The sequence below is a fragment of the Pusillimonas caeni genome, from assembly GCF_003545815.1.
GTDB classification, from domain to species: domain Bacteria; phylum Pseudomonadota; class Gammaproteobacteria; order Burkholderiales; family Burkholderiaceae_B; genus Pusillimonas; species Pusillimonas caeni.
This window is the reverse complement of record NZ_PDUW01000002.1, coordinates 372614-384822: the sequence shown is the minus strand read 5'-3', so window position 1 is coordinate 384822 and position 12209 is coordinate 372614. Positions and strand designations below refer to the sequence as shown.

Here is a 12209-nt window from a genome sequence, read left to right as displayed (position 1 = left end):
ATCTATGCAACGGTGGGGCAACGGCCCGCCTCGAGCAGCTCTTTCAGTGTCTTGCCGCCGCGGTCTTTGTCGGAAAGCAGGGGCGCATCGCAGGGCCAGTCTATGCCCAGGTTCGGATCATTCCAGCGCAGGCAGGCCTCGCTTTGCGGGGCGTAGTAGGCGGTGCATTTGTACTCCACCAGGGCCTGCTCCGACAACACCAAAAACCCGTGCGCATAGCCCGGCGGGATCCACAGCTGCCGGGGCTCGTCGCCGCTCAAGACAAGCGCCTGCCACTGCCCGAAGGTGGGCGACCCAGCACGCACGTCCACCGTGACGTCATAGACACTGCCCTGCACCGCGCGCACCAGCTTGCCCTGCCCGCCCGGATTCTGGAAATGCAGGCCCCGCAGCACATCGCGTTTGGACTGCGAGAAATTGTCCTGCACGAAAGGGCCGTTCTGCCCCGGCAAGCCCTGATACTTCCGCTCTCGGAAACTCTCAACGAAATGCCCCCGCTCGTCGGGAAAGACCCGCAAGGCGATGAGCTTGACGTCGTGGAAGGCGGTGTCGATAAGTTGAAGCGTCACGAGGAAGCGGCAGCCGGAATGATGGGGAGCCAATACGAACCGATACATCGGCTTCGTCTGACGAAAGCGGATAGCACACAGTTTAGCGCGAGCCGCCAGCTCGGCGGCGAGGCAGAACGGGCGCTGCCGCTTCCGGCCGGCGCCCGCTGAGCGCCGCGGCGGTTCAAATCACTGCTTCAGTCACTTTACGTTTCGATGCTTCCGGCTTCGTTCCGGCGCCACCCTGCTCGGCCTCCAGCTGCCGCTGGATTATCCGGCGAAGCTGCACCCGAGCCCTGTCCGAAACAATGTCGACCAGCGTGTCTTCTCCTAGTTCGACCAGGCGAAGCTGCTGCCCTTCGCACATTTCTTTATCCTCTTTGAAAGCGGTCTCTATTTCTCTGAAAAGGTCTTCGGTCGCCTGGGGATCGTCCTGACGATATCCGTTGCAGGTGGAGAAGAAATAAAAGCACGAATCCTTGGTTTCGGGGGTGAGACCGTGAAAGATGCGTAAAGAGAAACCGCCGTCACGGTTACCTTCATATGCGCCCCGGCCAACGTCCACCGCCCCGCTCCATTGAAGAATATTGCTGGGCGATACGAAATCAAACTCTTGCCAACGGTCGACCTTGCCCTTGAACGGGACCGCTTTGAGGTAAGTGGGCGGGGGGTTCGAATCGAGCATCCAGCGCACATACTTCAGGCCCTGGTCGGTCAACGTGGTTTCCATCTTGGCATCCACGTGAATCTGAGGATTGCCTCCTATGGTGGTCCGGTGGACATACCCGAGATGGGTCAGGTCCATCAGGTTGTCCACCATGAGAAGATAGCTTGCTTTTATGTGATAAAAGCCGTGCCTGTGGGGCCAGTCCTTGTAATCGTTGTGGTAGGGATAATCGATGATCTTGGACTCGTCTTTCAGCGCCGGGGCCCCCATCCATATCCAGATGAACTCATCCTTCTCCACCACCGGATAACTGGTTACCCGTGCCTTTTGAGGAATTCTTTCCTATCCCGGAACGTGCAGCACCCTGCCTTGGCTGTCGTGGACCACCCCGTGATATCCGCACTCCAGCCCCCCTTCGACGATGTAGCCCATGGACAGCGGCGCCCCCCGGTGACAGCACTTATCTTCCAACGCTCCCACTTTGCCGTCCTTTCCCCGGAACAGGACAACGGGCTTGTCGCAGATTCGGCGCGCCAAGGGCTTGTCTTCCAGCTCTTTGCTCCAGGCGGCTATATACCAAGTATTCAATACAAACATTGTCGTCTCCATAATGTACGGGCGCCGCCCGCACGCTGTCCCTGTCGGCGTTCATCCTCTCCTTTCAGCGCCCCGCTTTTTGGTTTGCTCCGCTTGAACGGCCTTGCGCAGGGTTCGCCCGCCGGCTTTCCACCAGCGCTTGATTTATTATCAGAACGACCCATAACATGTGTCAATCAAATGACTACATACACCGTATCCATATTATGAATACAGCCGACCTGGACTTGAATCTTCTGCGCATCTTCGATGCCGTCATGCGGACAAAGAGCGTCTCGGAGGCGGGAGCCTCGTTGGGGCTGAGCCAGCCCGCCACGAGTTTTGCCTTGGCCAAGCTGCGCAAGGCCTGCGGCGACACTTTGTTCGTCCGCACTCCGCAGGGAATGCAACCCACGCCACGGGCTCAAACCATGGCTGAGCCCGTTCGCCACATACTCAGCGTAGTCGAGACGGAAGTCTTCAAAGTATCGGAGTTCAACCCGTTCACGGCCCACCGCACTTTTGTCTTCAGCATGACCGACATCGGGGAAATGGTCTTTTTGCCTAAGCTGCTGAAGAGGCTGCGGGTCGAGGCTCCGAACATCGTCATCAAAACAGTCACCATCCCCGCGGCTCAACTTGAAAACGACCTCGAGTCCGGCGCGGTCGACATTGCGCTGGGTTACTTTCCGGACCTCAAAAAAGCCAACTTCTACCAACAACGGCTCTTCAATAGTTCTTTTGTGTGCGTAATGCGCGCCAATCATCCGGTCGTGCAGAAAAGGCTCAGCCTGAAGCAATTCCTGACGCTTTCGCACGCGGTGGTCAGGGCCGAGGGCCGCAGCCAAGAAGTTGTCGAGCGCTTTCTCATGCAGAATGGCTTGAGCCGGCCGATAGGGCTGCACATACCTCATTTCATGAGCGTGCCGTATTTTCTGGCGGACACCGATTACCTGGTGACCGTTCCTCTACCCGCCGCCGTCGAATTCGCCAAGGCGACCCCACTGAAGTTCTTTGAGCTGCCATTGAAGAACGCCCCCGGGATAGAGCTCAAGCAGCATTGGCATGCCCGCTTTCATCGCGACATAGCAAGCAAGTGGATGCGCAAGATCGTGTATGAATGCTTTGCGGAGCACGATGCAAGGCTTCCGGCCTAACGCCGTAGGCCTGCCCATATCCATGAAATGGATACAGTCTATTAGCCTATAAGATTGACAGTGGTTGCCGCCGCTTCTCATAATCTGTCGTCCCCACTCCATACAACGGCAGATAAACGCGAGCATCTCATGCGACGCAACGGAGAAGCAATGATCTCAAAGGAACAAATTCGGCTACTTGCCCGGTACAACCAATGGATGAACGAAAAAGTGTACAAGGCGTCCTCGGAGTTGTCGGACCAGGAGCGCAAGGCAGACGCAAAGGCCAACTATAAGTCCGTCCACTCGACCCTCAATTACTTGCTTTGGGCCGATTATGTCTGGTTGGGGCGCTTTACCGAAAACACCCCATTGGCCAAGGAATATCCCAAGGGCCCCATAGGGGTCGATCTTTACGCCGACTGGGCGGTGCTGCAAGCGGCCAGGCAGGATATGGACAACGACTTCCTGGAGTGGTCCCAGCACGTATCGGAAGGCTGGCTTGCCGCTGATTACAGCTGGCACAGCGTATTAACCGACAAAACCATCACGAAGCCGGCCTGGCTGCTGGTCACCCATTTGTTCAATCATCAGGCAGACCATCGCGGGCAGGTGATCACCATGCTCAAGCAGCACGGCGTCTCCGCCGGTGACAGCGACCTGCTTTTCATGCCTTTGAACTGACTGCCTCAAAAGGCAGCACACCCCCTTCAGCAGTCCATGATTTCAGAGCAAGGAGCGAAACATGTCCGACGGCCAGCCACGTACTCACAGGGTAATGCACACGATGATTCGTGTGCATGATCTGGATGCTTCTCTGGACTTCTACACCCGCATTCTGAAAATGAAGCTTCTCCGGAAGCACGACTTTCCCGAAGGCCGATTCTCTCTGGCCTTCGTCGGCTATGGCCCCGAAGCGGACAACGCAGTCATCGAATTGACCCACAACTGGGATCAATCCGACCCCTACGACCTCGGCTCCGGATACGGCCACGTCGCGATTGCCGTTCAAGACATCTACTCGGCCTGTGACGAGATAAAGCGGAACGGCGGGAAAATCATACGGGAAGCCGGGCCGATGAAGAACGACACGCTTGTGCTGGCGTTCGTTGAAGATCCCGATGGCTACAAGATCGAGTTGATAGACGCTGATACAGTCGCTGCGTGAACCATGGAAGAACTCACCCTATTGACCTATCCTGGTCCAAACGATCTTAAAGTGCGGATCATGCTGGCCGAAGTAGCCGCCCAATACGTTGTCAAGCAGATCGACATCAAGAAGGGCGAACAATTCCACCCGGGCTTCCTGGCCTTGTCGCCGAATAATAAGATCCCCGTCCTGCTCGATACGAGCGAAGGCTCCGTGACGATATTCGAAACGGGCGCCATCCTGACTTATTTGGCCGAAAAATACGGCTGCCTGCTACCCGGCGATCAACCACGGCGAGCGCAAACTTTCGCATGGCTGCATTTCGGCACGGGGGGGCTGGGCTCGACCTTGCCTCAGTTGCACCACTACCTGGACACACCGCAATCGCCGCGGGTGGCCGTTGACCGGTTCGCCCAGGAGGCAATCAGGCTTTTCAGCGTTCTTGAGCACCACCTGGCTTCCAACGAATACCTGGCGGGGGAATACACCATCGCAGATATTCCGAGCTATGTTTCCACGTCGGGCTGGCTAAGGCGGGTCAAAGCGCTTTCCGATGGGAAGCTACAGGAAACACCTCACATCAATCGATGGCTCGGGCTCATAGCCGGCCGCGTCGCGGTCTCAAGCGCCGCCAACGCGGCGCGAGGCTCTGGCGAATGAGATGCGCGGGGATCACGTCCCGGCGCTTTGCCTTTGCTGGGACTCCAGCACGTTCTTGACCGCCGTTGCCAATGCGTGCGCTCCCTGAATGGGCTCCCTGCCCTTTCTTGTGATCTGATAATAATTAATGGGCACCGTCGGCCGAACCAATACAGATATATCGACCCGATAACGGCGGCACGCATTGGCAACGAACCCCGGCAGGATGGCGGAACCGAATCCCGCTTCGACCATGGCCAGAATGGTCTGCAGGTTCTCATGCACCGGCCGGTTCTCGTCCGCACGGCCGAGGCGTCTCAAGTGCTCTTCAATCAGCTGTTGGACGGGGTTGTCGGGCGGCAGCGATACGAGCGGCGTGCTGCCCAGGCTGTTCCATGTCTTTTTCTCTGTGATGGCCTGGAACTCCTTTTCAGCCGCCGTGATGAACACAAGCGAAAAGCTCGTCAACTCGACGCGCTCGATGCCTGAAGCGGGCTTGAAGAAGATGCCGAATCCCACATCGATCAGGCCTTGCTCGATCTCGTCCTGTATCTGCCTTCTGTCGATGTCGCGCACCTGCAGTGTGATTTCGGGCCGCTGCTCCTGGAACGCTGCGCGTGCCTGAGGGAAAACACTGGCTGCGATCAAGGGCGTCGCGGCCACTCTGAGGATTCTCCTGGCCTGGGTGGAAAGCTCTTTGAGCTCGCCCGAGACGGAGTCCAGCTCGGACACGACGCGCGTCGCCACGGGCAGTAACCGGGCTCCCGCATCCGTCAGAGAAACCGAACGAGTCGTGCGATCGAACAGCCGGCAGTTCATCTGGGCCTCCATGTCGCGAATAAGTGCGCTAAGCCCCGACTGTGTGATATGCAAGACCTCCGCCGCGCGGGTGAAGCTGCTCAGCCGCGCGATGTTGAGAAAAGCCTGCAATTGACGCTGCGTCAGATTCATGACCTTTTATTCTTAATTCATTTGATATTTCTGATTATATTATTTATCAAGCTGGAGTTAAATAGCCTCACCCATACATCGTGACGACAGAAAATCTATGGATGAACGGACTCAGGTGGCAATCGCCGGCGGTGGCATCGGCGGACTGACCGCCGCCTTGGCTCTATTGCGCCGCGGCTTCAAAGTGATTGTTTGCGAGCAGGCGACGGAACTCAGAGAGGTCGGGGCGGGGCTGCAGCTCAGCCCGAACGGATTGCGGGCGCTGTATCAGCTGGGCCTGGAAAAACCTCTAATGAGGTCGGCCAGCGAGCCCTCCGGGAAAGAGATCCGGCTGTGGAACTCGGGACGGACATGGAGCCTCTTCGACTTGGGGGCGTCCTCAGTGAAGCAGTATGGGTACCCTTACCTGATGATGTACAGGCCGGACCTCCACGCGATTCTCGCCGAGGCCGTCCTTCAGCTCGATCAGAATGCAATCTGGCTGGGAGCCAAGTGCGTCGGATTCGAACAAAGGAAGAAAGACGTGGCGATGCAGCTTGCGGACGGGCGCACGGTGGTCGCCGATGTTCTGGTGGGCGCGGACGGCGTTCATTCCACTGTTCGTGCCCAATTGATGGACGCCGACCAGCCCAGGTTCTCGGGATGCCTCGCTTGGCGCGGCGTCATACCCATGGACCAGTTGCCGCAGGCTTTGCGCCGGCCCGTCGGTACGAATTGGATAGGCCCTGGCGCCCACGTCATCCACTATCCGCTACACGCCGGAAAGCTGATGAACTTTGTGGGAATTGTCGAGAAGGACGACTGGTGCGTCGAATCCTGGACGCAGAAGGGCACCCATGAAGAAATGCACGCCGATTTTCCGGGTTGGCACGATGATGTCCACACACTGATCGACAGAATTCAGGTTCCCTATAAATGGGCACTCATGATTCGCGACCCATTATCGCGCTGGACATCGGACAACGTCACCTTATTGGGCGACGCCGCCCATCCCACGCTGCCCTTCCTGGCTCAAGGCGCGGCCATGGCCATCGAAGACGGCTACATCCTGGCGCGATGCCTCGGTAATACCCCTTTCGAACCGAAAGCCGCGCTGGCCGGCTATGAAAAGGCGCGCATCAAGAGAACGACACATATCGTGCAACAGTCCACGGAGAACGGGCAACGGTTTCACAATCGGGAGCTTGCCGATGCTGAAGGCGCCGCGGCGTACGTAGACCGTGAATGGGCCGAAGGGAAGATCAGGCAGAGATACGACTGGCTGTTCTCGTATGACGTGGATCGCGCTCCCGTCGAATGACTTCCGTAGGACTGGCACGCGCAGAGGGTTTTCGAACCGGCTTCGAGTAGCGCAGCGGAACGGTTCTAGACCAAGAGGGCAGTTCGTAGTCCATATCGTTGCTTAGGCGGCGCACATATAAAAACCATCAAGGAGACATCATGAAACGACGTACTTTCGGCTTGGCTGCCATGGTCATGCTTGCGGGCCTGCACGCGCCCATGGCGCCCGCGGCAAATACCGACCCCATTCGCATAGGGCTGGTCCTCGACCTGTCGGGCCCGTTCGCCGAATATGGGTTACAGATGCAGGCCGGTATCAAGGCTTTCATGAAGCAGCGCGGCGACAAAGTGGCCGGCCGCCCCATAGAACTGATTGTGAGAGACAGCACCGGTCCTCACCCCGATGTCGGAAAGCGTGTCGCTCAGGAACTGCTGACACGCGAGAAAGTCGATATCCTGGCCGGCTTCGGGTTTTCGAATGTGGCGTTGGCCGTTGCGCCAATGGCTACGCAAAGCAAAACCCCCATGATCATCATGAATGCCGGCGCCTCGCCGATCACCACCGCTTCGCCGTACATCGTCCGCACTTCATTCACGCTGGGCCAGGCATCCGATGTAATGGGGAGGTGGGCGGCTGACAATGGCATAAAGAAAGTAATGACTATCATTGCGGACTATGCCCCCGGGGCCGATGCCGAGGAGCATTTCTCCAGGGCATATCGCGCCGCCGGCGGCGAAATCGTGAGCGGCGTGCGCGTGCCGATTTCGAACCGGGACTTTGCGCCCTATCTGCAGCGGGTCAAGAACGAGCGTCCCGACGCGGTGTTTGTGTTTCTACCTTCTGGAGAGCCCATTATCGCTTTCATGAAGGGATATCAAGAACGGGGGCTCGAGGCGGACGGCATCAAAGCCATCGCCGCTTTCGGCGCGGACGACGGAGAACTGCCAGCGCTCGGAAAAAGCGCATTGGGATTGATCTCCAGCCAAATATACACACCGGCCCACGACAGCGAGAAGAATCGCCAGTTCGTCAAAGATTTCAAGGAGTTCGATAAACATGGGCTGGTGCCCAATTTCATCTCAGTAGGCGCATACGACGGGATGGCCCTCATCTACGCCGCCGTCGAAAAGCTCAACGGAGATGTCTCCGACGGCGCGAAGGTCGTTGAAGCCATGAAGGACTGGTCTCACGAAAGCCCGCGCGGCCCCATCAGCATCGATCCAGAAACCCGCGACATCATTCAGAACATCTACCTGCGGCGTGTCGAGGAGGTCGACGGAAAACTGGTGAACGTCGAGTTCGACAAGTTCGAGAACGTCAAGGACCCGGGGAAAATGTAGGACGCGTTTCCCGCGGGGCTCGCAGCGAACTCGTTTCTCGGACGGCAGACACAAGGCAGAAAATGCATTACGTACAGTCAAACGGCATCCAGATCCACTATCGCATTGAGGGCCCCCGGGACGCTGCGGCCCTTATCCTGGCCAACTCCATCGCCACCGAGCTTTCCGTGTGGGATGAAGTCGTCGAGGAGCTGGCGCCACACGTCCGGGTCATCCGATACGATGCCCGGGGCCAGGGCGGCACCGATGCGCCCGACGAGCCATATGCCATCGCGCAATTGGCGCGAGACGTACTTGGCCTGATGGATCATCTTGAGCTGCACAAAGTGAATTTCTGTGGGCTTTCCCTTGGAGGAATGGTGGGAATGTGGCTGGCATCCCACTATCCGGATAGAATCGAACGGCTCGCGCTATGTAACACCGCTGCCGCTGTCCCGCCTCCGGAGAGTTGGGACCAGCGTGCGGAGCTGGCCCGGCGGCAGGGAATGGAAGCGATATTGCCGGCCGTAAGGTCCCGTTGGCTGTCCGAGGGCTGTCTTTCCGAACAGCCCATCAAAGCAGGCAGGCTGATGGATATGGTCAGGGCGTCTCCGGTCAACGGGTATATAGGCGGCTGCGCAGCCATACGCGATATGGACCAAAGCCGTTCTATCGCCGCTATTCTTGCCCCCGTATTGCTGGTCGCGGGGCAGTACGATCAGGCCACACCGCTAGACCAGCTTCTTTTCATCCGACGCCAGCTCACGGCCGATGCCGCCTATGTGGAGCTTCCGTGCGGCCACATGTCGAATGTCGAAAAACCCCGCGAGCTCGCGCGCGAACTGCTCGCCTTCATAAGCAATGGCGATCCGCCTAGGTCTTCATGCGACGCGACCATTCCCGAGCGGGATCGTGCTTCAGGCGCCTATTGATGAAAGCGATGGCGAGCACGGCAATGAGGGCGCCCAGGCCGGCCAGGGCCATGTCCTTGTGGGCGTCCCAGACGTCGCCTTGCGTGCCCAGGTAATGCATGCCCACATCGCCCCCGAACAATTCGGCGGCGCCCCATTCGATCAGCTCGTAGAGGGCCGAGGTGCTGAGCGTGACGTCCAGCGGCAGGAAATAGCCCCAGAAGCCGCGCACCTCGGCGACCCGCAGAAAGAATTCGCGTATGGGATAGGCCAGCAGCAGGCCGTAGCTGAAATGCACCAGGCGATCGAAGTGATTGCGCTGCCAGCCCAGCGCCTCGTTCAGGCTGTGGCCGGTTAGCGCCCGCCACCAGGCATCGTAGGGCACTTCGGAATAGGTGTAGTGCGAGCCGACGGCGTGCAGCGCCAGGAAAAGCAGTATCAGGTAAAGCGAGGCATCCGAAAACCGGAAGGCCCGCCGGGCGAACCACAGCAGCGCCACCAGCCCGACGACCAGGGCGTTCTCCAGCAGCCAGGCGCCTCGGTCGGAGGGCGCGATGCCCAGCGCCGCCCAGAAGACGAGATAGACCGCGCCCGCGATCCGTACGCCGCGTCCAGGCAGCTTTTGAGTGGGAGCCAAGGTATCCATTTGTCGGAGTATATCTGCGTCCGCGGCGTCGCGACCCGACATACGTCCTAGGCCGTCCTGTCCCGAGCCGGCCGCTATTCTTTCGTCCGGACGGCCCAGAAAACTTCGCCTGGCTTCAGCACCGCTTCCATGCCGCCAGCGACGGGGAACCACCGGCACACCCCTCGACGCATCGAAACGAACGATTGAGTTTTGGTCATGCATGGCGGCCTGATAAATCGCTTGTCCATGTTCCACCGGCTGCCCTACATTGAGCTCGAACCAGTAAATGGTTTCTTCGGATGCCACGCCCCCCTCTGATGGGACGCGCATCGTCAAATTTCAAGGAGAGAGAACGGTGGGACAAATCGAGAAGCAGGCCGGGGTAAGGTTTTTTCAGCCACGCCGCCTTGGCCACGTCAACTTATTCGTAAGCAGTTATGAGCGCGCCGCCGAGTTCTATCAGGACATCGTCGGGCTGGAAGAGGTCTATCGGCAGCCGGACAACCGCGCCAGCTTCGTCAGCAATGGCAACACCTATCACGACCTGGGCCTGACCGACGTCTCCAGCCACTATGCGCAGAAGGGCCAGCAACCGGGCCTGAACCACATCGCCTTCGAACTGGAGAACGAAGTGGACCTGGTCAAGGGCTACAGGCTGGCGGTGGATGCCGGCGTCAAGTTCATGTCCACCCAGGACCACGACGTGGCGCACTCCATCTACAAGCTGGATCCCGAAGGCAACGCGGTGGAAGTCTATGCCGACGTGGTCGAGGACTGGCGCACCGCGCGCCATGGTGTGTTCGAGAAAGTGAAGCCCGAATGGATACCCGGCGTCACCAACGAACCCAGCAGCGAACTCCGCTACCCGAAGAATCCGCCCATACACGTGGTGCCCAGCTCGGTCTTCCGGGCGCGACGCGTCACCCATGCGGGCTTCGTGGCGGAAGACTACGAAAAACTGTACGACTACTACACCGACCTGATCGGGCTGACTCCCTTCGTGGGCGATCGCGACAGCGACTATTGCGTGCTGCGCGGCACGAGCAGCACCGAAGGCATTTCGCTCTTCCGCCACCCCGCCGGCGTGCCCCGCGGCATGCACCACGTGGGCATAGAGGTCAAGGATGAAAGCGAACTGGACCGCGCGCTGAAGAAAATGGCGGAAAAAGGCATCGCGCTCGACCGCGAAGTAAGCCACCCCGCCAGGCGCACGGTCTGCATCCAGGATCCCGACGGCATACGGCTGCAGTTTTATGTGAACCGCCGGTGGGAGCCTGCAGCCTTGAAGGGCGTCGCCCTGGAAGAGGCGCTTTACCTGCTGTAGCGCCCAAGGTGCCGGCCGCGGTCGCCCCGCTTCAGGCCGGCACGCTTATCGCTTGTACGTGCGCCGCCTGCTCTTTGATCCATGAGCAGAACGCCGCGCACTGCGGTTCATGGGCCCGGTCGGCAAGCATCAATAAATAATAAGAGCCCGCGCTGGGCGTCTCGGACCTGATGGGCGTCACCAGCTCCTCTGGGCTGAAGCTGGAAATCAGCACGCTGGGCACCAGGGCAACCCCCTGCCCTTTGCGGGCCGCCTCGATCGCCATGAAAAAATGGCCGTACTCGATTCTTTCCTTGCCCGGCGGCTCGTGCAGGCCGTATATGCCCAGCCAGTCGCGCCATGCATGGGTTCTGCTGGCGGTATGGATGAGGGGATACCTCAGCAGATCTTCCGGTGTATTCAACGGGTGGTTCGAGTCCAGCAGCCTGGGCGAGACGATCGGAACCAGCACGTCGTCGAACAGCGGCTCGGCATTGACGCCGCGCCAATTGGACACCATGTCGAGGTCGATGCGCGGCTGGCGCGCGTCGTAGATCTTGCCCGGCAGCGCCCCTACCCGGATCGCCACATCGGCTTCGTTGGCCTGCAGGTCGACGGCGCGTATGGACGTGAGGATGCGGGTTTCGATGCTGGGGTTGCGCTGGGTGAAGCTGTCCAGCCGGGACATCAGCCAGAACGAGGCCACCGACGGCAGCACGCTGATCGTCAGAATGGAGTGGCGGCTTTCGCGTGTCTTGAAGTTGACGGTTGCGCGCTCGACATGGTCGAGCGCCTGCTGGATTTCGCGCAGGTACATCTCGCCGGCGGGGGTCAGCTCGACGCGTCGCGTAAGCCGGATGAACAGCTTGGTGCCCAGATGTTCTTCAAGCCCGCGTATCTGCCGGCTGATCGCCCCTTGCGTGACGAAAAGCTCTTCGGCCGCGGCGGAAAAACTGCCCAGGCGGCCTGCGGCTTCGAACGCGCTAAGAGCGATCATCGAGGGCAGAACACGGCGCATGGCTTTCCTGTATGAGGGGTAGGCGGGCTGCAAATCGACTCTTGAGTTTATCTCATGCATATTGCTCATTCAAATCGTTTG

General features: G+C 59.2%; 14 protein-coding genes. 8 read left to right on the top strand and 6 right to left on the bottom strand.

Annotated features, from left to right (window positions below; translation table 11 throughout):
• Positions 1-2: 2 nt before the first annotated feature.
• The 3 genes from rfbC to CSC67_RS21510 all read right to left on the bottom strand — a co-directional run bounded on the left by rfbC (position 3) and on the right by CSC67_RS21510 (position 1812).
• On the bottom strand, positions 3-569 hold the full coding sequence (gene rfbC / locus CSC67_RS05505; RefSeq protein WP_245220135.1) for a dTDP-4-dehydrorhamnose 3,5-epimerase: 567 nt from the start codon (positions 567-569) through the stop codon (positions 3-5).
• A 163-nt stretch (positions 570-732) separates the two neighbouring features.
• Complete coding sequence (locus CSC67_RS05500; protein ID WP_245220134.1) at positions 733-1518, bottom strand: aromatic ring-hydroxylating dioxygenase subunit alpha; 786 nt, start codon at positions 1516-1518, stop codon at positions 733-735.
• A 39-nt stretch (positions 1519-1557) separates the two neighbouring features.
• The gene (locus CSC67_RS21510) at positions 1558-1812 is read right to left on the bottom strand and encodes a Rieske 2Fe-2S domain-containing protein (protein WP_245220133.1); all 255 of its coding nucleotides are present in this window, start codon (positions 1810-1812) and stop codon (positions 1558-1560) included.
• Between the two features lie 167 nt (positions 1813-1979).
• On the opposite strand from CSC67_RS21510, the gene CSC67_RS05495 reads away from it, so the two are divergent.
• From CSC67_RS05495 to CSC67_RS05480, 4 genes are all read left to right on the top strand, one after another.
• Positions 1980-2948 carry a LysR family transcriptional regulator gene (locus tag CSC67_RS05495; protein ID WP_342447668.1) on the top strand — a complete coding sequence of 323 codons (969 nt, stop codon included), beginning with the start codon at positions 1980-1982 and terminating at the stop codon, positions 2946-2948.
• A 150-nt stretch (positions 2949-3098) separates the two neighbouring features.
• A complete protein-coding gene (locus tag CSC67_RS05490) occupies positions 3099-3611 on the top strand; it encodes a DinB family protein (RefSeq protein ID WP_118993511.1) in 513 nt (170 codons plus the stop codon).
• A 61-nt stretch (positions 3612-3672) separates the two neighbouring features.
• The gene (gloA, locus tag CSC67_RS05485) at positions 3673-4095 is read left to right on the top strand and encodes a lactoylglutathione lyase (protein WP_118993510.1); all 423 of its coding nucleotides are present in this window, start codon (positions 3673-3675) and stop codon (positions 4093-4095) included.
• A 3-nt stretch (positions 4096-4098) separates the two neighbouring features.
• Entirely contained in the window at positions 4099-4737 is a 639-nt protein-coding gene (locus CSC67_RS05480; RefSeq protein ID WP_118993509.1) for a glutathione S-transferase family protein, read from the top strand.
• 12 nt (positions 4738-4749) lie between these two features.
• Here CSC67_RS05480 and CSC67_RS05475 read toward each other — a convergent pair whose 3' ends face one another.
• A complete protein-coding gene (locus CSC67_RS05475; protein WP_118993508.1) occupies positions 4750-5667 on the bottom strand; it encodes a LysR family transcriptional regulator in 918 nt (305 codons plus the stop codon).
• Positions 5668-5764: 97 nt separating this feature from the next.
• On the opposite strand from CSC67_RS05475, the gene CSC67_RS05470 reads away from it, so the two are divergent.
• The 3 genes from CSC67_RS05470 (at position 5765) to pcaD (ending at position 9200) form a co-directional block, all read left to right on the top strand.
• Positions 5765-6967, top strand: coding sequence for an FAD-dependent monooxygenase (locus CSC67_RS05470; protein ID WP_118993507.1), 1203 nt, complete (start codon positions 5765-5767; stop codon positions 6965-6967).
• A 176-nt stretch (positions 6968-7143) separates the two neighbouring features.
• Positions 7144-8289 (top strand): ABC transporter substrate-binding protein, encoded by a 1146-nt coding sequence (locus CSC67_RS05465; protein ID WP_245220132.1) that lies wholly within the window; start codon positions 7144-7146, stop codon positions 8287-8289.
• A gap of 62 nt (positions 8290-8351) precedes the next feature.
• On the top strand, positions 8352-9200 hold the full coding sequence (gene pcaD, locus CSC67_RS05460) for a 3-oxoadipate enol-lactonase (RefSeq protein WP_118993505.1): 849 nt from the start codon (positions 8352-8354) through the stop codon (positions 9198-9200).
• Here the strand turns inward: pcaD and CSC67_RS05455 are convergent.
• The gene (locus tag CSC67_RS05455; protein WP_118993504.1) at positions 9142-9825 is read right to left on the bottom strand and encodes a DUF2238 domain-containing protein; all 684 of its coding nucleotides are present in this window, start codon (positions 9823-9825) and stop codon (positions 9142-9144) included. The genes pcaD and CSC67_RS05455 overlap by 59 nt on opposite strands.
• A 337-nt stretch (positions 9826-10162) precedes the next feature.
• Here CSC67_RS05455 and CSC67_RS05450 point away from each other — a divergent pair, with 337 nt between their 5' ends.
• Entirely contained in the window at positions 10163-11131 is a 969-nt protein-coding gene (locus CSC67_RS05450) for a VOC family protein (RefSeq protein ID WP_167752766.1), read from the top strand.
• 31 nt (positions 11132-11162) lie between these two features.
• Here CSC67_RS05450 and CSC67_RS05445 read toward each other — a convergent pair whose 3' ends face one another.
• Positions 11163-12128 (bottom strand): LysR substrate-binding domain-containing protein, encoded by a 966-nt coding sequence (locus CSC67_RS05445; RefSeq protein ID WP_167752765.1) that lies wholly within the window; start codon positions 12126-12128, stop codon positions 11163-11165.
• Between the last annotated feature and the right edge of the window lie 81 nt (positions 12129-12209).